An 18,565-nucleotide genomic window follows, 5' to 3' on the forward strand; every position below is an offset into this window, starting at 1 on the left:
AGGATAGGCGGGATCATGGCAACGATTCATGTGGATGGACAAAGCTATACGGTCAACGGAGCCCATAATCTGCTCCAGGCCTGTCTGTCCCTGGGCCTGGATATTCCCTATTTCTGCTGGCACCCAGCCATGGGCAGTGTCGGCGCCTGCCGCCAGTGCGCCGTCAAACAGTACAAGAACAAGGACGACGACAAGGGCATGCTGGTCATGTCTTGCATGACACCTGCGGCGGACCAGACCCGCATCGATATTAACGATGAGGAAGCAAAAGCCTTCCGCGCGAGTGTGGTGGAGTGGCTGATGATCAACCACCCCCACGACTGCCCGGTGTGTGAGGAGGGCGGCCACTGCCACCTGCAGGACATGACGGTAATGACCGGCCACGACCGCCGCCGTTACCGGTTCCGCAAACGCACCCGCCGCAACCAGTACCTGGGCCCGTTCATTGCCCACGAGATGAACCGCTGTATTACCTGCTATCGCTGCGTGCGCTTCTACAACGACTACGCTGGTGGAACCGACCTGGGCGCCTTTGGTGCCAAGGACAACGTCTATTTCGGCCGCTATGAGGAAGGCGTACTGGAAAGCCCCTTCGCCGGCAACCTCACCGAAGTATGCCCGACCGGTGTGTTCACGGATCAGAGCCATTCAGAGCGCTACACCCGCAAGTGGGACCTGCAGTTCGCACCCGGCATCTGCCACCAGTGCTCGATGGGCTGCAACACCAGCCCGGGGGAACGCTACGGCGAGATACGCCGGATTGAGAACCGCTACCATGGCGAGGTGAATGGCTATTTTCTCTGTGATCGTGGTCGTTTTGGGTACGGTTATGTGAACCGCTCCGACCGGCCCCGCCTGCCAGAGTGGCGGGAATCGCCAGACAGCGAACCTGTCAGTTTTGATGTGGATGATGCCCTGGCCCGGATCAGCGATGCACTGCATCACGCCCGCCGGGTTATCGGCATTGGCTCGCCCAGGGCCAGCCTTGAGAGTAATCACCAATTGGAGGCGCTGGTCGGCAAGGACAATTTCTCCAACGGCATTGAGGCCCGGGAACAGGCCTGCCTTGCGCTGATGAATAACCTCCAGCGCCATGCCGGCCTGCCAGCCCCCACCCCGCGGGAGATCGAGAGCCACGACGCCGTGCTGGTACTGGGGGAAGACCCGGTTCAGAGCGCCGGCCGTCTGGGCCTGAGTCTGCGCCAGGCGGCTCTTGCCCGGGCCGAAGCACTGGGAGAATCCATCGGTATCCCCCAGTGGAACGCTGAGGCCCTCAAAACCCTGGCGCAGGACCGTTACCATCCATTGTTTATCGCCTGGCCGGCCTCGACGGACCTGGACGATGTGGCCGAGGCCCGCTATCCCATGGGCCCCGCGCAAATAGCCCGGCTGGGCTTTGCCGTGGCCCACAGGATTGATCCCGCCGCCCCGGCGGCGGAAGGCCTTTCCGCTGAAGACGAACAGGCGGCTGGTCGCATCGCCGAAGCATTGATGAACGCGGAGCGCCCGCTGGTGGTCAGCGGTGGTTCACTGGCCTCGGAAGCGGTGCTCGAGGCCGCCGGCAATGTCGCCCGGGCTCTGTCCCGGCGCGCGAAACGAGGCGGGCTGGTGTTGATCCGGCGCGAGGCCAATAGCACCGGGCTTGCCCTGATGGGCGGCCAGCCCCTGGACTGGGCCCTGGACGAACTGGCCCAGGGCAATGCCGATGTCCTGGTGGTACTGGAAAATGACCTCTACCAGCGCATGCCCGCCCAACGGGTGGATGCCGCCCTGGCGCGGACGGACACCTGTATTGTCCTCGACCACCAGCGCACACCAACAGCCGCCCGGGCAAACTTCCTGCTGTCCGCCGCCAGTTTTGCCGAGTCCGATGGCACCCTGGTGAACCTGGAAGGCCGGGCGCAGCGTTTCTTCCAGGTGTACGACCCGGTCTACATGCGGCCGGAAACCCGTATCCACGAAAGCTGGCGCTGGTTGCACGCCCTGACCGTGAACCAGCGCGGCGAGAAAGCTGGCGATATAACCCTGGATACCGTGATAGCGGCCTGTGCCGACGCCCATCCAGTGCTGGCCGGCATGACCGGCGCGGCGCCAGGATCGCACTACCGCATTGATGGTCTGCGGCTGGCCCGGGAACCACACCGCTATAGCGGCCGCACCTCTATGCGAGCCAACCAGGATGTCAGTGAGCCACGGGTACCCCAGGATCCGGATTCGGCCTTTGCCTATTCCATGGAGGGCTACAGCGGTTACCACGAGCCCCGGCAACAGGTGCCCTTTGCCTGGGCGCCGGGCTGGAATTCGCCCCAGGCCTGGAACAAGTTCACCGATGAAGTGGGTGGGCACCTTCGCGGCGGTGACCCCGGCGTGCGCCTGATTCACCCGGTGCCCGGGCAGGGCAGCTACAGCCAACCGATTCCAGGCGCCGAAGGCACGGATGGCCTGCGGGCACTGATCCTGCCCCGATTGTTCGGGGGTGAGGAAACCTCCGCCCGGGCAACGCCCATCCAGCAGCGGACAGAAGCGCCCAGTGTCATCCTGAGCACTGACGATGCCCATCGCCTGGAAATAAAGGCCGGAGACACGGTAATGCTCGGTGAAGGGCTGACGTTGCTGGTATTGGAGCAGGCAGACTGGCCCACTGGCTGGGCAGGCCTGCCGGCCGGACTGGTTGCGGGATTGCTGCAGGGGGAATCCATAACGCTGCACAAGCCAGTGGGAGGTGAGCCATGAGCTGGTGGACTCCGCAACTGGCCGCCATCCTCTGGGGCATGTTCCAGGCCCTTGTGATCCTTCTGGGTGCTGTGTTGCTGGGCGCCGTGCTGACGATTGTTGAGCGCCGCCTGCTGGGGCTGTGGCAGGACCGTTACGGGCCCAATCGGGTAGGGCCTTTCGGTACCCTGCAACTGGTGGCCGACATGATCAAGATCTTCTTCAAGGAGGACTGGATACCGCCCTTTGCCGACCGGCCGCTGTTCGTGCTGGCGCCGGTTATTGCCTTCGCCTCTCTGCTGCTGTCGTTTGTGATTATTCCCATCACACCGGGCTGGGGCGTGGCGGACATGCACATCGGGCTGCTGTTCTTCCTGGCCATGGCGGGCATCAACGTGTATGCGGTGTTGCTGGGGGGCTGGGCCAGCGGCAATAAGTACGCGTTGCTGGGTGCCATGCGGGCCTCGGCCCAGACCCTGTCCTACGAAGTGTTCATGGGGTTGTCGCTGATGGGTGTGGTGGCCCTGACCGGGTCGTTCAACCTGCGGGACATCGTCAACGCCCAGGAAGGCTTCTGGTTTATTATTCCCCAGTTCTTTGGCTTCGCCACTTTCCTGATCGCCGGTATCGCCGTCACCCATCGCCACCCATTCGACCAGCCGGAGGCGGAACAGGAGCTGGCGGACGGCTACCACATCGAGTACTCGGGCATGAAGTTCGGCCTGTTCTTCATTGGCGAATATGTCGGCATGGTGCTGGTGTCGGCACTGATCGTGACGTTGTTCTTCGGCGGTTGGCACGGGCCGTGGCTGCCACCGATCCTGTGGTTTGCCCTCAAGACCGGCTTCTTCCTGATGCTGTTCATTCTGCTGCGGGCATCGCTGCCCCGGCCCCGCTATGACCGGGTGATGAGTTTCGGCTGGAAAGTGTGCCTGCCGCTGACGTTAATCAACTTACTGGCCACCGGGGCGGTGATGCTCCTGGTTGGCGCCTGAAGAGTGCGTATAGGAGGACTTATGGAAAGAGAAAAGGTCCCGATCATCAAATCCATGCTCTGGCTGGTACCGGCCACCTGGTCCCAACTGCGTACCCTGGGCATGGTGTTTATGCACAGCTTTCGCAAGCGGGAGACGGTGAACTACCCGGAGCAGGAAGTCTATCTGCCTCCCCGCTACCGGGGTCGCATCGTGCTGACCCGCGACCCGGACGGCGAGGAGCGCTGCGTGGCCTGCAACCTGTGCGCGGTGGCCTGCCCGGTGGATTGCATCTCCCTGCAGAAAGGCGAGCAGGAAGACGGTCGCTGGTACCCGGAGTTCTTCCGCATCAACTTTTCCCGCTGCATCTTCTGCGGCATGTGCGAGGAAGCCTGCCCGACCTCCGCCATCCAGCTGACGCCGGATTTCGAGATGGGAGAGTACGACCGGCAGCAACTGGTCTACGAAAAAGAGGACCTGCTGATCAATGGCCCCGGCAAGGACCATGACTATCACTTCTACAAGGTGGCGGGCATGGCCATTGGTGGTAAGGACAAGGGCGAGGCGAGCAACGAGGAGGCACCGGAAGATGTGCGCACCCTGCTGCCTTGACCGGACAAGGAGATCCTGATGGAACTGGCTTTCTACCTCAGTGGACTGGTGGCGGTGTTGGCCACCGTTGGCGTAATTACCGGTACCAGTCCGGTCCATGCGGTAGTGTACCTGATCGTTTCGCTGATTGCCGTGGCGCTGGTGTTCTTTGCCCTGGGTGCGCCGTTTGCCGGTGCCCTGGAGATCATCGTCTACGCCGGGGCGATCATGGTGCTGTTTGTGTTCGTGGTGATGATGCTCAATCTCAGGTCGGAGGCGGAACGGGACCAGGTCCTAAACCACCCCCGCTACTGGATAGGGCCGACCCTGCTGGCGCTGATACTGCTGGGCGCATTGGTGGCGTTGATGAGCCAGGGCGGTGTGGCCAAAGTCATTGACGGCGAACTGCTGACTGCCCGGGCCGTGGCACTGACCCTGTTCGGGCCCTGGCTGATGGTGGTGGAACTGGCAGCCATCCTGCTGTTGGCGGCACTGGTGACCGCTTCCCACGTGGGCCGGCGCGGCAACCCGCTTCGTAACCTTCACAACCGGGGAGGCAACGGATGACAGGTATACCCATGGAGCACGGACTGATCCTGGCGGCCATCCTGTTCAGCCTCGGGCTGTTGGGGCTGATGCTGCGCCGCAACATGTTGTTTGTGCTGATGAGCCTGGAAGTGATGCTCAACTCGGCAGCGTTGGCCTTCGTGGTAGGCGCCACCGCCTGGAACCAGCCAGACGGGCAGGCCATGTTCCTGCTGGTGATCACCCTGGCGGCGGCGGAAGCCAGTGTTGGGCTGGCGCTGATGATCCAGCTCTACCAGCGGTTCCGCTCCCTTAATCTCGATGCAGCCAGCAGGATGCGTGGATGATGGCATTGGCGGTGATACTCTCGTTCCTGTTTCCCCTGGCGGGCACACTGATACTGGCCTTTTCCGCCGGCCGCCTGGGTGCCCGTGCCAGCTCGCTTATCGGGGTGGGCAGTGTCGGGCTGGCGGCGCTGGCGACCGCGTGGTTGGTGATAACGCACTCCGGCGGTAGCGAAACCGTCACCCTGTGGACCTGGATTGCGGTGGGGGACTTCCAACCTACTATTGGTCTGGCGGTGGATGGTCTGGCGCTGGTGATGATGTCGGTGATCACCGGCGTGGGCTTCCTGATTCACCTGTTCGCGGCCTGGTACATGACCGGGGAGGAAGGCATTATCCGCTTCTATGCCTGGATGAACCTGTTTGTGTTCAGCATGATGCTGCTGGTACTGGGGGATAACCTGCTGTTGCTGTTCCTGGGCTGGGAGGGCGTTGGCTTGTGCAGCTACGGGCTTATCGGCTACTACTACCAGAACAGCGCCAACGGCCGGGCCGCCTTCAAGGCTTTTGTGGTGACCCGCATCGGCGACGTGTTCCTGGCCCTGGGGCTGTTCGTGATCTTCATGGAACTGGGCACCCTGGATATCGCCACGGTTTTGGCCCGGGCGCCGGAACTCTGGGAACGGGGCAGCACCACTGCCAACATGGCGGCATTGCTGGTGCTAGGCGGCGCCCTGGGTAAATCCGCACAGGTACCGCTGCATACCTGGCTACCCGACGCCATGGCCGGGCCTACCCCGGTGTCAGCGCTGATTCATGCAGCCACCATGGTTACAGCGGGTGTTTACCTGATCGCCCGGCTCAATGGCTTGTTCCTCCTGGCGCCGGATGTGCTCTTGCTGGTGGGCATCATTGGTGCCGTCTCGTTGCTGCTGGCGGCCTTTGCGGCCCTGGCCCAGACCGATATCAAGCGGGTACTGGCGTATTCCACCATGAGCCAGATTGGTTACATGTTCGTGGCCCTGGGCGTGGGCGCGTTCGATGCCGCCATCTTCCACCTGGTAACCCACGCCTTTTTCAAGGCCCTGTTGTTCCTGTCTGCCGGGGCGGTGATTATCAGCTGCCACCATGAGCAGGATATGGGCAAGCTGGGTGGCCTGTGGCGGAAATTGCCGGTGGCCTACGGTGGCTTCCTGGTTGGGGGTGCGGCGTTGGTGGCGTTGCCGCTGGTTTCCGCCGGCTTCTTCAGTAAGGACGAGATCCTGTGGCAGGCCATGGCGGCGGACCAGACCGGGCTGTTGATCGTCGGCTTGTTGGGTGCTGTGCTTACCGGTCTCTACACGGTGCGTCTGATCCTCGGTACCTTCCATGGCGAGCCGGGCAGCGACCATGCCCGCCACCCGGAGCCAGGGACCAACCCCGTGACCCACCACCTGCCGCTGATCGTGCTGGCGATCCTGTCCACCTTTATTGGCGCCTGGGTCTATCCGGGCCTTGGCGAGCTTTTCCCGGAAGCTCCCGGCGAGACCATCGAGACCGGCCATACCCTGCTGCAAGTGCTGGCCATGGGTGCGGCCATCGCTGGCCTGTTACTGGCGGCGTGGCTGTTCCTGTGGCAACGGGACTGGCTGGCGACCAAGGCCAGCTACGGAATCGGCGCGCGCCTGTGGACGATCTGGCACCACGCCTGGGGCTTCGACGCCCTGTTTGACCGGCTTCTGGTACGGCCCTGGCAGTTAATGGTGAGGTTCCTGCGGGTCGATCTGGTGAACCTGGTGATGAACCTGCCCGCCGTCATGGCACGGGCGCTGAATGCCGGCCTGGTACGAAGCCAGAATGGCCGGGTACGCAGTTACGCCCTGGTGATGGTATTCGGGGCCACGGCGATTCTTCTTGCGCTGGCGCTGCTGCCGGGAGGCCCGGCATGATCCTTGTGTGGCTGATCCTGATTCCGTTCGTTGGTGGCCTGTTGTGCTGGCAGGCGGACCTCTGGGGCGACCGGGCACCGCGCTGGATTGCGTTGGCCACCATGCTGTTCGTACTGGTGATCAGCGTCGTGCTCTGGATAACCGGCGACTTCGCTCTTCCGGGAGAGAGCAGCCGGCACTGGCTTCTGGAATGGCGAGCACCCTGGATACCCCGTTTCGGTATCGAGATTCACCTTGCGATGGATGGCCTGTCGTTGATCCTGGTGGCGCTGACCGGCTTTCTTGGTGCCCTGGCGGTACTTTGTTCCTGGCATGAGATTGACCACCGTGTGGGTTTCTTCCACCTGAACCTGCTGTTTATTCTTGGCGGCGTAGTAGGTGTGTTCCTGGCTCTGGACCTGTTCCTGTTCTTCCTGTTCTGGGAAATGATGCTGGTGCCGATGTATTTCCTGATTGCCCTGTGGGGACACAGCGGCTCGGCAGGCCAGACCCGTATTCGCGCGGCCACCCGTTTCTTCATCTACACCCAGGCCAGCGGCCTGCTGATGCTGGTGTCGATTATTGCGCTGGTGTTCGTGCACTACTCGAACACCGGGGAGTTGTCATTCAGCTACGATACCCTGCTGGGTACCGACATTCCGGACGCGCTGGCACCGTGGCTGATGCTGGGCTTTTTCATCGCGTTTGCCGTGAAGCTACCGGTGGTGCCGTTCCATGGCTGGCTGCCGGATGCCCACGCCCAGGCACCCACGGCTGGTAGCGTCGACCTGGCCGGCATCCTGTTGAAAACCGCGGCCTACGGCATCCTGCGGTTTGCGTTGCCGCTGTTTCCGGAAGAGTCCCAGGCTTTCGCGCCGGTGGCCATGACCCTGGGGCTGGTGGGTATTATCTATGGAGCCGTGCTGGCTTGCGGGCAGCAGGACATCAAACGCCTGATTGCCTACACCAGTATCTCCCACATGGGCTTTGTGCTGATTGCCTTGTACTCGGGGTCGGAGTTGGCGATACAGGGCGCCATCATTCTCATGGTGGCTCACGCCTTCTCCAGTGCCGGGCTGTTTATCCTTAGCGGCCAGCTCTATGAGCGTATCCACACCCGTGACATGCGCATCATGGGCGGCTTGTGGGGGCGTATACCGGTGATCCCCGGATTTACCCTGTGCTTCGTCGCTGCATCCCTGGGTATGCCCGCCACCGCCAACTTCGTGGGGGAATTCATGGTGCTGTTTGGCACCTTCCCCAGCGCGCCGGTGGTGGTGGTTATTGCCAGTGTCGGGCTGGTCTTGGCGGCGATCTATTCCCTGCTGCTGATGCAGCGGGTGCACCATGGCCCTGAATACCGCCACGGTGCCCTGGCCGGGCCGGATGCGAGGGAGTACGGCATGATGCTGGTGCTACTGGTACTGACCCTGGTGGTCGGGCTTTATCCGCAGCCCCTGCTGGACATCACTTTGCCCATTGCCGGCCCGGCGGCGGAACTGTTTCAGGAAGCGGCGACCGAACTGGCCCATCGGGCAGGGGAGGTGAACTGATGCTGACCCTGGTGAACCTGGTCGCTCTGCTACCGCTGGTCGTTGTTGGTACCACGGCCGTGGTGGTTATGCTGGGAGTGGCCTGGCAACGACACCACGGTATCACCGCGTGGCTATCGGCGGCGGGTCTGGTTCTGGCATTGGCCTGCCTGCCGGTGGCGTCCACTGCGCTGTCATCGCCGCCGCTGATGACTATGGACGGGCTGGCCATTATGGGCAGTGTACTGGTGTTGTTGTGCGCGCTGGTGACGGTGGCCCTGAGCCATCATTACCTGACCGGCTATATTGGCCCCCGGGAGGAGTTCTACCTGTTGCTCCTGTGTGCCGTCACCGGGGCACTGGGGCTGGTGGCCAGTAACCACCTGGCGACCCTGTTCATCAGCCTGGAACTGCTGTCGATGCCGCTCTACGGCATGCTGGCCTACAGTTTCCGGGCGGAACGGTCGCTGGAGGCGGGTATCAAGTACCTGATCCTGTCTGCTGCCGCCACCGCCTTCCTGCTGTTTGGCATGGCGCTGATCTATGCCCGCACCGGGCGCCTGGACCTGGCGGGCCTGGTTGCGGGGCTGGCGACCAGCCCGGACGTGTGGAGCCTGGCCGGGGCCGTGCTGATGCTGGTTGGTCTCGGTTTCAAACTTTCCATTGTACCCTTCCACTTGTGGACTCCGGACGTCTACCAGGGCGGCCCCGCACCGGCCACCATTTTCCTGGCCACGGTCAGCAAGTTGGCGGTGTTCGTACTCTTGCTGCGCCTGGTGATGACGGCGCCGGCCTTTGATAGTGACTGGCTGGGTACCCTGGTTACCGTGCTGGCGTTGCTTACCATGCTGGGGGGGAATCTGCTGGCCTTGTTCCAGCCCAACCTGAAGCGCCTGCTGGGGTACTCCTCCATTGCCCACTTTGGCTACCTGATGGTGGCCATCGTCGTGGGAGGGGCTCTGGCGGTGGAAACCGTTGGGGTTTACCTGATTACCTACCTGGTCACCACCCTGGCGGCCTTTGGCGTGGTTACCCAGCTTTCCAGTCCGTTCAGTGGTGAGGACGCAGCCGGGCTGCACCATTACCGTGGCCTGTTCTGGCGCCGCCCCTGGCTGGCGGCGGTAATGACGGTGAGTTTCCTGTCCCTGGCGGGTATTCCACTCACCGCTGGCTTTATTGGCAAATTCTACGTGCTGGCGCTTGGTGTTGCCGATAGCCGCTGGTGGTTGGTGGGCGGTATCGTGGCCGGTAGCGCCATTGGTTTGTTTTACTACCTGCGGGTGATGGTCACACTTTACCTGCCGGAACCCGGCATGCGCCGGATGGACGCCACCAATGACTGGGGCAGCCGGATTGGCGGGCTGACGCTACTGGTCGTAGCCGTGTTGATCCTGATTTTGGGGATCTACCCGACGCCAATGATTGACTGGGTGGCAGGGCTGTCCACAGCAGCCCTGTAGAACCCGGCCACTAACGTTGTGTCTGTGTCCCGGTTATCCCTGTTTGTTTCGAGGTTGCCGAAACCGACGAACCGGGACGGGGAAACAGCATGGGAACCCGCGCCCGGTACTGGCGATATTGTTCACCGAATGTCTTGATCAGGTCTTGTTCCTCAAAGCGTGTTCCCACCAGGATGTAAGCGCTCAGTGCCACGGAGAGAACCAGATGGCCCCAGCTCATAATCGGAACAACCCAAAGGCCGATTATCAGGCCGGTCATCATCGGGTGACGCACAAAACGATAAGCGAAGGCAGTGACAAACGCTGGCGGCTCAGGTGTGCGGCGCCGCAGGTTGTTCCAGGCCTGGCGCAGGCCAATAAAATCGAAGTGATCGACCATAAAGGTTGAACTCACAAGTATCAGCCAACCAGCCAGGTTCACGGCCAGCACGATGGCGTACAACATACCCTCTGCATGCCAGATTGCCCCCGGTAAAGGTTGCCAGCAGACAATGATCATGGCCAGCATCAGATTCGAGATCCAAACAAACGTGGCCCGCTCAGCGGCTTGCGGGACAACCCGGGTGAGCATGGACTTGAAGGATTGCCTGGCCATTATCGAGTGCTGTAACCCGAACAGCACGATTAACCCAGTGTTCACGGCAACCGCGGCAAACGGTGTGGGTGTCTGGAACCAAAGCGCCGGGCCGTCGATGGTCCAGGGCAGAATGATCCCGACCGACCAGCCAATGAAGAACATAAAGACGGCCAGGAAGGCGAGATAGGCACTGATGGAGTACAGTAAAACCAGCACTCGTGACTGAGTAGACGATTGTTGGACGGATTGGCTCATGGCTGCCTCCTTGTGATTCTGGCGATCCGTGCAGTCAGTCTCTCTATCGGCTATCTTGGTTATAAGAGGCATTTTGGAGGAAAAGCGGGACAAACTGGCCACATTATTCATGCTACGTGTCTTTCTTCTCACATTGCCGCAGTCTTTCGCTTCCGGGGTGATCGGTGCCCAGGACCTCCTCACTGTGGACGACAACTTATTGAGCCTGTTGGATGGGCGCACCGACCAGGTAGGTGGCTTATGCTTCGAAACCTTCATGGTGGGCCTGGAGGAAAGGGTGAATACCACCTATGGTCCCTCCCTCGAGATGGATTTTCGGCTGTCTGACAGTGGTCAGGCTGATATCGTCTATGTTCCACCACTTGCTGTGGTACCCACCGAGCCTTTCACCCTGGATGCGCAGGTGATTGCCTGGCTGAAGCAACAGTATGAAGGCGGTGCGCTGATCTGCGCTGCTTGTACCGGGACACTGGCCCTGGGAGCCAGCGGGCTGCTCGATGGCCAGCCCGCTACAACCCACTGGGCCTTCGCGGATTTGTTCTCGCGCCTGTATCCCGGTGTGGATCTTCGGGCGGAACGTACGCTGATTGCCGGCGGCCGTGATATGCGCCTGGTGACGGCGGGCGCCCATGCGTCCTGGCATGATCTTATGCTCTATCTGATCCACCGCTACGCTGGTGCTGCGTCGGCCCGACGGGTGGCCAAGTTGTTTCTCCTGGACTGGCATGAACTTGACCAGAACGCCTACAGTTGCTTCCGGGAGAACTTCCAGCATGAGGATGCGGTGATCCGTTCGGCCCAGCAGTGGTTTGCGGACAATCTCTCCCACCCGGAACCGGTAAAGGCGATGCTGGAGCGCGTGCAAATTCCCCAGCGCAGCTTTCAGCGCCGGTTTCGCCAGGCAACCGGTCACACGCCGGTGGGCTACATCCAACACCTGCGGGTGGAAGAGGCCAAGAACCTTCTTGAGAGCACAGAGTTGAGCGTGGAGGATTCGGCCTGGCGCATTGGCTATGAAGACCCTGCCTATTTCAGGCAGATTTTCCGGCGTATCACCGGTATGACACCTGCCCGATATCGCAAGGCTTTTCGCACGCCGCCGGATGTGTTGCAACTGCTGCCTGCCCAGGAGTCTCAATAACCTGTTTCAACGCGCTGCAATCGAGAGCGGGTCCAACCGGTAGAAGCCACACAGTGCCTCGTAAACGTCCGGTTGTTCCTGCTTGAGATGATGGGGCTGCTGGAAGAATGTCTCCGTCAGCACGGCGAAAAACTCGGCGGGTTCGCTGGCACCGTAAGGATCAAGCCAGGGTTTCTGATGATGGCGGAGTGAGTCCTGCAGATGCTCGTAGGCCCGTGTCATGGTGTCTTGCCAGTGCCGAGCCTGTTCGCCGCTGAGTGGGGGCGCGCCGTCGGCGGTGCCGTCCAGGTAGTCCAGTTGGTGGGCGAACTCATGGAGGATCACGTTGTGGTGCCCGTCCGGATTGACGGCACCTTCCTCGCACTCCGCCCATGACAAAACGACCTGGCCGCGGCTGGAGGCTTCACCGGCGCGGATTTCGTTGCTTTCACTGACCACCACCCCGTCGCTTTCAACATCCCTGACGTGGTAGGCATCCGGATAGACCAGGATGCTGCGCACCTCATCGAAATCCGAGTAGCTGCGGGCAACGATTAACAGGCAGGCGTGGCTGGCAATAGTCAGTCGCACGGTGTCGTCCACCTCAAAACCGTCGCAGCCATAAAAGGATTTCTCAGCCAGGAATAGCTGAACGTGGTGTTCCAGTTGCTCCTGGAGTTTTGGGGGCAGTGTGCGGTACATGGGCAGCTGTGAACGGAGCAATCCCCGCCAGTGTTCCGGGAAAGGTTGTTGCAGTTGCCTTGCCCGCCGCCAGTTGCGGTAGAAAAACAGGTAGAAAACGGAGAAGGCAATGACAGCCAACGCACAGAGGGTGTAGATCAGCATTGGCGAGATTCCGGTGCCTTTTGATGGTTTGACATTTTAGTTCGGTTTGCTAATTAAATAAGGAGCGGGTGGATACTCATCCCGCATCACGCATCACGCATCACGCATCTGAATTCTGATGCCGTTTATCATAAGGGTTTGGAAAGCGGTCGTCAGGATACTTTTTGTTCACTTCCTCTCAGTGGTAGCCACCAGGTTGTTCCGTGGCATGGAAGCACCAAGGGACATGCTCCATGTATATAGTGACCAATCGAACCGTCGATGAAAGCAAACACAGCGAAAGCGAGGCCTTTGGCAGCAAGCCAATTGAGGGACCCAACGAGCTACGGCTGGCCGAGGTGTCCCGCAGGGGGGACCGTTGGCACGTTGACGTTCTCCCTGACCAGATAACGCCGGAAATGGCGAAAAGTGTTGGCCTGAACCCAGACAATACCTACCCCGCAAGCGCCTATGTGGCGCGCAAGTTGATCGAAAAGGGAGGGCATGGCCCGGGTTCCCGGGAATCGGGGAAAAACCTGCTGCTGTTTGTTCACGGTTTCAACAACGATATGACGGATGTACTTGATCGGGCTGAAAGGCTGGAAGAAAACTACGACGTTGAAGTCATCGTTTTTAGCTGGCCCGCCAACGGCGGCGGACTGCGCGGAGTACTGAGCTACAAGAGCGACAAGCGGGATGCGCTCGCCTCGGTAGGTGCCTTCAATCGCGTGCTTGAGAAGCTGGAGGTGCTGGTCAGCGAGTTCCATGCACGGTATGTAATGGAACTGGAAGTGCGGGCTGAAAAGCGATTCAAGGACAATGCCGCTGCGTGGGATAGCTACTTTGCGAAGGAGGTCCAGAAGCACTGCCCGTTTACCGTGAACATGATGCTCCACAGTATGGGGAATTATCTTTACAAGCATCTGTTGAAAAGTTCGGTCTACAACGGCGACCGCCTGCTATTCGACAACATTGTGATGGTTGCGGCGGACACCAATAACGAAAACCACGCTGAGTGGGTTGACCGGATCCAGTATCGAAACAGGCTGTATATCACCCTCAACGAGAACGATGGCGCCCTGAAGGCGTCCCGGTTGAAAATGGGTGAACAGCAGAAGGCACGGCTGGGGCATTACCTGCGCAGGCTGGATTCCAGGGTTGCGACTTACATGGACTTTACCGGCCAGCCCCATGTCGGAGATGCCCACGCCTACTTTGAGGAAACACCCCTCAGAAACAGGAAGGTGCTTGATTTCTTTACGGCGGCCTTGAACGGAAAAGTGGCCGAAAAAAGAACGCGCTTCGATCCGTCACGGAACATTCACCTGCTGTGAGTCGGGCCCGAGGTATTCCTGAGATGCTACTATTAGCCTGACCTGAAACTGGCTAAATACTGCGTTGCTAAAGAGGTTGCATGGAAACTGAAATTCCTCCCCTGGATATGCTACTCCGGCTCTCTGTTGCTGCGGGCCTTGCTTTGTTCCTCGGCCTTGAGCGCGAACTGCGTGGCAAGCCCGCCGGGCTGCGTTCCCACATGCTGGTATCGTTGGGGTCGGCAACCTTCATTATCATCGGGATGAGCGTACTGTATTCCACGGCGGAGGGTGATCCGTCTGCCCGCATCGATCCTACCCGCGTAGTCCAGGGCGTGGTTGGCGGCATCGGCTTCCTGGGTGCCGGCAGCATCATCCGCAGCGGCGGGCAAATTCAGGGCATCACCACTGGAGCCTCAATCTGGCTTGCGGGTGCCATTGGGGTCTCCGCGGGTATTAACAATTTCTACCTGGCGGGGATGGTGACGGTCATGGCACTGGTGATTATGGTGGTTCTTGGCCGCTTCGAGAGGGAACTGGTTTCCGAAGAGAACGATCAGTGACTTCGGCCAGCAATTCGCTGGCCCCTTTGGTGTCGTCGGACGATTGTCTGGTTTCAGATACGTTGTGGCCCCTGGCCCGGATGAATAAACCACCGTGGTTGCATTGCCCGCAGCGTCAGATAGGCGAGCGGGGCTATCACGCCCAGCATGGGTGTGACGATCAGGAAGGGCACAAAACTCCTGAAATGCCCGCCCTGGGCCACATGATCACGGTAGAGAAAATACATCAGTAGCAGCACGGCTATGCCCAGGTCGAGCACGACCTGCAGGGACTCCTTTTGAGTAAACAGGCTGAAAAACCATTGCCAGAAGCCTTCACCTGAGGTGGCGAGTACCCACAGTGTGAAACTGGTGAAGAGTATGAAAACCAGTGGAACGATTCGGGTCAGTATCATTGTCCATTGCCTCCGTGTGCGCATTGCCAGAATTGGTTATGCTTTCAGTCAAGAGCATGCACCGGCGGCGACCCCGGCGCACTTCCCGAATAGGTAAAGGCCAGGCACCATGACTATCAATGAAACGTCGATTTCCCGGAATGGTGAGCGCAGCGCATTTGGGCACAAACTGCGTTATTGGCGGCGTCATCGGGGTATGAGCCAGCTTGATCTGGCCCTTGAGGCGGAAATTTCTCCACGCCATCTTTCGTTTATAGAAACCGGTCGTTCCCGCCCGAAGCGGGAGCTGATCCTGAAGCTGGCTGAAACCCTCGATATTCCCTTGCGAGAGCGCAATGAATTGTTGATGGCAGCGGGTTTGCCGGCGGCCTATTTCGAGGAGGATTACCACAGCAGCGAGCTGGTGGTATATCGCAAGGCCATTCACGAGCTAATCACCAACCACCAACCGTATCCCGCCCTGGTGCTTAACCGCTGGGGCGATGTGGTGGATGGCAACGCCACAACCTACCTGATGTTTCCGGAATTCAGGGCGGATAACCCCGTCAACCTTTACCAGACCTATCTGTCGTCGCCAAAATGGAAGGAACTGGTAGTAAACTGGGATGAAGTGGCCTGGGCAGCCTATGAGCACCTAGTCAGTGATGCTTCGCGTTACCGGGGCGATGAGCGCATGCAGGCGCTGATCCTGGAGATCCAGGACCTTTTGCGGGATACCCCCAGGCCGGACATGATGCCCGATAGCCCCTCCATTCGCACGCGCCTGAATATGGGCGGGGAAATTCTGGAAACCACCACAATGATCGCCCGTTTCGGGCCGGTGAATGACGTTTTTCTCTCTGAGTTGAGAGTTGAGATGATTTTTCCCGCCAATGAGGGAGCGCGTCGGTTCTTCTCACAGTTTGCGGGTTGAACTCCGCGGCCGTTAGTCCGTATAAGTGAACCTTTCCCACAGACCAGGAGGTTTCCATGCCTGATAACAGAACCGTTGTCATTACCGGTGCCAATCGTGGCATCGGCCTTGAACTTGCTCGCCATTACGCCCGTGAGGGCAGCGATGTGATTGGTGTTTGTCGGGAGGCGTCCGCAGAGCTCAGGGAAGTGGCTGCTCGTGTCATTGAAGGGGTGGATGTAACCACCGACAGTGGCATCGGGAAACTGACGGACGAGCTGAAAGGGCAATCGATCGACTTGCTGATCAACAATGCCGGACTGCTACAGGATGAAAATCTGGGCAGCATCGATTTCGATTCCATCCGCACCCAGATGGAAATCAATGCCTACGCGCCGCTGCGAGTGGCGGAGGCGCTGGTGCCGCAGATTCCGCAGGGCGGCAGGATCGCCAACATCACAAGCCGCATGGGCTCCATTGCCGACAACGATTCCGGTGGCCGCTATGGTTACCGTGCCTCCAAGGCGGCATTGAATGCCTTTGGAAAATCGCTGGCCATGGACCTGAAACCGAAAGGCATCGCCGTGGCCCAGCTCCATCCCGGCTATGTGCAAACCCGCATGGTGAACTTTGGCGGGCTGATCACTCCCGAGGAATCAGCAAAAGGCCTTGCCGCCAGGATCGAAGGATTGAATCTGGAGAACACCGGTTCGTTCTGGCACAGCAACGGCGAGGAGCTGCCCTGGTAACGAATGGCCAGGAGTGCCGGTCAGTGGCACAAGTGGCTGACAAAGGTGGACACGGGTGGATGCCGGGCGATAGCTTCGGGGCAGATGACCATCAGTTCCTTTGCCAGCCCGGGGTCGCTGACCGGGATCGCCCGTAAGGTGCCGGTGTGGACTTCCTCACTGACAGCGGCCGCCAGCACCAGCGAAATGCCCAGCCCTGCCTTGACCGCCTGTTTCACTGCCTCCGTGCTGCCGAGTTGCATGGACACTTCCGGGAACGGCCCGCTTCCGCCGAAAAAGTTCGCCAGCAGCCGGCCTGTGCCGGTGCCCGGCTCCCCTCCAAGCAATGTCATACCGGCGAGGGTTTCCCGGTCTATCTGGTTCAGTCCCGCACAGGGATGATCCGGCGGCACGATCAGTACCACGGGCTCCTGTTTCCAGTCATGCGCCTGGAAGCCAGGTTTGGGGTGCCACCATTCCATAACGGCGATATCCAGTTCACCACTGGTCAGTTGCCGGGCGATGGCCGGGTTGTTGTCGATCACCAGCTCAACGTCGGGCACTGCCTGCCTGTCGATAAACGTGCGGACGTGAGGCTGCAGCATATAGATGCCAATATTGGAGCTGGCGCCCACCCGCAGGCTTGTGCCTGTTACCGCTTCCCGTGCCCGTTCGTCGAGCCGCAACATACTGAGTGCGAAAGGCATCAGTGCCAGCGCGGCTCTCGTGGGTTCACAGCCCGCTTTACCGCGCCGGATAAGCAACACCTCCAGTTGTTCTTCCAGCTTCTGGATGTGCTGGGAAATGGTGGGCTGGGCGATTCCGAGGTGGTTGGCGGCGGCCTGGAAACTCCGATGCTGAACGAGGGTGATAAAGCTCTTCAGCCAGACCAGGTTCAACATGTCGCAGCCTTCGGTGTAACCGGTGAGTTGACGGCATCCCGGGGCCGCTCGCCTGTCAGGGCCTGGAGTATGTTGTCCGCGGCGCGCTGTTCGATGGCGAGTCTCACGTCCCTGACGGCAGAGCCGGTATGGGCGGTGAACAGCGTGTTCGAGTGCGCCAGAAGCGCCGGGTCAATTCGCTGGGGGCGATCCTCCCTGGCCCAATCCTCCATTTCAAACACGTCCGCGGCGTAGCCCCCCAGATGCCCGGACATCAGTGATTGCAACACCGCCGCCTCGTCCACGACCGATCCGCGGCAGGGGTTCACCAGGAACGCACCTCGCTTCATCTTGCGAAGGCGTTCCGGGTTGATGGTGTGCAGGGTCTGCTCGTTCAGGGCAAGCGCCAGTATCACGATGTCGGAGGTGGTGAGCAGATCTTCGAGATCTGACCTGGAAACACCCAGGGCCTTTTCCTCAGTAGCGTTCAAGGCTTCCGGTTGGGAGTACTGAATCCGGGCCCCCCAGCCCTGGAATCGCGCTGCAACCGCTTTGCCGATTGCGCCCATGCCTACAATGCCGATGGTCGAGCCTTCAATGCCAAGACCATAGAACCGGGGCTGCCAGCCCTGGAAGTTCCCGGAACGGACGAACTGGTCCGCTGGCCGTATCTGGCGAACCAGGCCGATGGTCAATCCGATCGTGAGCTCGGCGGTGGGCACTGTCAGCAAATCAGGAACGAAGGTCAGCCAGACCCCGTGACGGCTACAAGCGTCTACGTCAAAGTTATCGAATCCTTTCAGGGCGGCGCCGATGACCTTCAGGTCAGGGCAGGCCGCCAGAAATTCCTCGCTGATGCGGTCGGGCATAAACGCCATCATGGCATCGGCCGTTGCCGTGCGGGCCCTGACCGAATCCGCGGGCAGGGTGGTGGCGGACTGATTGGTGATCAGTTCACAATGGGGTTCCAGACTGGCCAGTACACTGTCGTGAACCCGGTGGGTGATGACAACTCTCGGTTTCATTCGGTG

General features: G+C 60.3%; 18 protein-coding genes. 13 read left to right on the forward strand and 5 right to left on the reverse strand.

The window, feature by feature from the left end; genetic code table 11:
- Window positions 1–15 precede the first annotated feature (15 nt).
- From nuoG to nuoN, 8 genes are read left to right on the forward strand one after another with little or no spacing between them, the layout of a single operon-like run.
- Window positions 16–2,733 carry an NADH-quinone oxidoreductase subunit NuoG gene (gene nuoG / locus NLU14_RS12100; protein WP_275706846.1) on the forward strand — a complete coding sequence of 906 codons (2,718 nt, stop codon included), beginning with the start codon at window positions 16–18 and terminating at the stop codon, window positions 2,731–2,733.
- Window positions 2,730–3,707, forward strand: a complete 978-nt coding sequence (gene nuoH / locus NLU14_RS12105; protein WP_275706848.1) for an NADH-quinone oxidoreductase subunit NuoH — start codon at window positions 2,730–2,732, stop codon at window positions 3,705–3,707. The genes nuoG and nuoH overlap by 4 nt, the downstream gene beginning before the upstream one ends.
- A 42-nt stretch (window positions 3,708–3,749) precedes the next feature.
- Entirely contained in the window at window positions 3,750–4,298 is a 549-nt protein-coding gene (nuoI, locus tag NLU14_RS12110) for an NADH-quinone oxidoreductase subunit NuoI (protein WP_275707212.1), read from the forward strand.
- A gap of 18 nt (window positions 4,299–4,316) precedes the next feature.
- Window positions 4,317–4,844: an NADH-quinone oxidoreductase subunit J gene (gene nuoJ, locus NLU14_RS12115; RefSeq protein WP_275706849.1), complete on the forward strand. Its 528-nt coding sequence runs from the start codon at window positions 4,317–4,319 to the stop codon at window positions 4,842–4,844.
- Entirely contained in the window at window positions 4,841–5,149 is a 309-nt protein-coding gene (nuoK, locus tag NLU14_RS12120; protein WP_275706851.1) for an NADH-quinone oxidoreductase subunit NuoK, read from the forward strand. The genes nuoJ and nuoK overlap by 4 nt, the downstream gene beginning before the upstream one ends.
- Window positions 5,146–7,014 (forward strand): NADH-quinone oxidoreductase subunit L, encoded by a 1,869-nt coding sequence (gene nuoL, locus NLU14_RS12125; protein ID WP_420845064.1) that lies wholly within the window; start codon window positions 5,146–5,148, stop codon window positions 7,012–7,014. The genes nuoK and nuoL overlap by 4 nt, the downstream gene beginning before the upstream one ends.
- Complete coding sequence (gene nuoM, locus NLU14_RS12130; RefSeq protein ID WP_275706853.1) at window positions 7,011–8,546, forward strand: NADH-quinone oxidoreductase subunit M; 1,536 nt, start codon at window positions 7,011–7,013, stop codon at window positions 8,544–8,546. The genes nuoL and nuoM overlap by 4 nt, the downstream gene beginning before the upstream one ends.
- Window positions 8,543–9,985: an NADH-quinone oxidoreductase subunit NuoN gene (nuoN, locus tag NLU14_RS12135; RefSeq protein ID WP_275707216.1), complete on the forward strand. Its 1,443-nt coding sequence runs from the start codon at window positions 8,543–8,545 to the stop codon at window positions 9,983–9,985. Before nuoM ends, nuoN begins: the two co-directional genes overlap by 4 nt.
- Before the next feature lie 10 nt (window positions 9,986–9,995).
- On the opposite strand, the gene NLU14_RS12140 is transcribed toward nuoN, so the two are convergent.
- The gene (locus NLU14_RS12140) at window positions 9,996–10,817 is read right to left on the reverse strand and encodes a methyltransferase family protein (protein WP_275706855.1); all 822 of its coding nucleotides are present in this window, start codon (window positions 10,815–10,817) and stop codon (window positions 9,996–9,998) included.
- Between the two features lie 184 nt (window positions 10,818–11,001).
- Between NLU14_RS12140 and NLU14_RS12145 the strand changes: the two genes are divergently transcribed.
- Window positions 11,002–11,958 (forward strand): GlxA family transcriptional regulator, encoded by a 957-nt coding sequence (locus NLU14_RS12145; RefSeq protein ID WP_275706857.1) that lies wholly within the window; start codon window positions 11,002–11,004, stop codon window positions 11,956–11,958.
- Window positions 11,959–11,964: 6 nt separating this feature from the next.
- On the opposite strand, the gene NLU14_RS12150 is transcribed toward NLU14_RS12145, so the two are convergent.
- Window positions 11,965–12,783, reverse strand: a complete 819-nt coding sequence (locus NLU14_RS12150) for a M90 family metallopeptidase (protein WP_420845065.1) — start codon at window positions 12,781–12,783, stop codon at window positions 11,965–11,967.
- Window positions 12,784–13,016: 233 nt separating this feature from the next.
- Between NLU14_RS12150 and NLU14_RS12155 the strand changes: the two genes are divergently transcribed.
- Both NLU14_RS12155 and NLU14_RS12160 read left to right on the forward strand, forming a co-directional pair.
- Complete coding sequence (locus NLU14_RS12155; protein ID WP_275706859.1) at window positions 13,017–14,096, forward strand: alpha/beta hydrolase; 1,080 nt, start codon at window positions 13,017–13,019, stop codon at window positions 14,094–14,096.
- Window positions 14,097–14,176: 80 nt separating this feature from the next.
- Window positions 14,177–14,638, forward strand: coding sequence for an MgtC/SapB family protein (locus tag NLU14_RS12160; RefSeq protein WP_275706861.1), 462 nt, complete (start codon window positions 14,177–14,179; stop codon window positions 14,636–14,638).
- 53 nt (window positions 14,639–14,691) lie between these two features.
- On the opposite strand, the gene NLU14_RS12165 is transcribed toward NLU14_RS12160, so the two are convergent.
- The gene (locus NLU14_RS12165; RefSeq protein ID WP_275706863.1) at window positions 14,692–15,033 is read right to left on the reverse strand and encodes a hypothetical protein; all 342 of its coding nucleotides are present in this window, start codon (window positions 15,031–15,033) and stop codon (window positions 14,692–14,694) included.
- 109 nt (window positions 15,034–15,142) lie between these two features.
- Here NLU14_RS12165 and NLU14_RS12170 point away from each other — a divergent pair, with 109 nt between their 5' ends.
- Both NLU14_RS12170 and NLU14_RS12175 read left to right on the forward strand, forming a co-directional pair.
- Window positions 15,143–15,946 carry a helix-turn-helix domain-containing protein gene (locus NLU14_RS12170; RefSeq protein WP_275706864.1) on the forward strand — a complete coding sequence of 268 codons (804 nt, stop codon included), beginning with the start codon at window positions 15,143–15,145 and terminating at the stop codon, window positions 15,944–15,946.
- Window positions 15,947–16,002: 56 nt separating this feature from the next.
- Entirely contained in the window at window positions 16,003–16,674 is a 672-nt protein-coding gene (locus tag NLU14_RS12175; RefSeq protein ID WP_275706866.1) for an SDR family oxidoreductase, read from the forward strand.
- A 20-nt stretch (window positions 16,675–16,694) separates the two neighbouring features.
- On the opposite strand, the gene NLU14_RS12180 is transcribed toward NLU14_RS12175, so the two are convergent.
- On the reverse strand, window positions 16,695–17,555 hold the full coding sequence (locus tag NLU14_RS12180; RefSeq protein WP_275706868.1) for a LysR family transcriptional regulator: 861 nt from the start codon (window positions 17,553–17,555) through the stop codon (window positions 16,695–16,697).
- Window positions 17,549–18,559: a phosphonate dehydrogenase gene (locus NLU14_RS12185; protein WP_275706870.1), complete on the reverse strand. Its 1,011-nt coding sequence runs from the start codon at window positions 18,557–18,559 to the stop codon at window positions 17,549–17,551. The genes NLU14_RS12180 and NLU14_RS12185 overlap by 7 nt, the downstream gene beginning before the upstream one ends.
- Window positions 18,560–18,565: the final 6 nt, after the last annotated feature.

Source organism: Marinobacter iranensis, from assembly GCF_029207565.1.
GTDB classification, from domain to species: Bacteria; Pseudomonadota; Gammaproteobacteria; order Pseudomonadales; family Oleiphilaceae; genus Marinobacter; species Marinobacter iranensis.

What these genes read in the sequence shown, in the direction of transcription:
- nuoG (WP_275706846.1), top strand. Translation starts at nt 16, where the DNA reads ATGGCAACGATTCATGTGGATGGACAAAGCTATACGGTCAACGGAGCC.
- nuoH (WP_275706848.1), top strand. Translation starts at nt 2,730, where the DNA reads ATGAGCTGGTGGACTCCGCAACTGGCCGCCATCCTCTGGGGCATGTTC.
- nuoJ (WP_275706849.1), top strand. Translation starts at nt 4,317, where the DNA reads ATGGAACTGGCTTTCTACCTCAGTGGACTGGTGGCGGTGTTGGCCACC.
- nuoK (WP_275706851.1), top strand. Translation starts at nt 4,841, where the DNA reads ATGACAGGTATACCCATGGAGCACGGACTGATCCTGGCGGCCATCCTG.
- nuoL (WP_420845064.1), top strand. Translation starts at nt 5,146, where the DNA reads ATGATGGCATTGGCGGTGATACTCTCGTTCCTGTTTCCCCTGGCGGGC.
- nuoM (WP_275706853.1), top strand. Translation starts at nt 7,011, where the DNA reads ATGATCCTTGTGTGGCTGATCCTGATTCCGTTCGTTGGTGGCCTGTTG.
- NLU14_RS12140 (WP_275706855.1), bottom strand. Translation starts at nt 10,817, where the DNA reads ATGAGCCAATCCGTCCAACAATCGTCTACTCAGTCACGAGTGCTGGTT.
- NLU14_RS12150 (WP_420845065.1), bottom strand. Translation starts at nt 12,783, where the DNA reads ATGCTGATCTACACCCTCTGTGCGTTGGCTGTCATTGCCTTCTCCGTT.
- NLU14_RS12155 (WP_275706859.1), top strand. Translation starts at nt 13,017, where the DNA reads ATGTATATAGTGACCAATCGAACCGTCGATGAAAGCAAACACAGCGAA.
- NLU14_RS12160 (WP_275706861.1), top strand. Translation starts at nt 14,177, where the DNA reads ATGGAAACTGAAATTCCTCCCCTGGATATGCTACTCCGGCTCTCTGTT.
- NLU14_RS12165 (WP_275706863.1), bottom strand. Translation starts at nt 15,033, where the DNA reads ATGATACTGACCCGAATCGTTCCACTGGTTTTCATACTCTTCACCAGT.
- NLU14_RS12170 (WP_275706864.1), top strand. Translation starts at nt 15,143, where the DNA reads ATGACTATCAATGAAACGTCGATTTCCCGGAATGGTGAGCGCAGCGCA.
- NLU14_RS12175 (WP_275706866.1), top strand. Translation starts at nt 16,003, where the DNA reads ATGCCTGATAACAGAACCGTTGTCATTACCGGTGCCAATCGTGGCATC.
- NLU14_RS12180 (WP_275706868.1), bottom strand. Translation starts at nt 17,555, where the DNA reads ATGTTGAACCTGGTCTGGCTGAAGAGCTTTATCACCCTCGTTCAGCAT.
- NLU14_RS12185 (WP_275706870.1), bottom strand. Translation starts at nt 18,559, where the DNA reads ATGAAACCGAGAGTTGTCATCACCCACCGGGTTCACGACAGTGTACTG.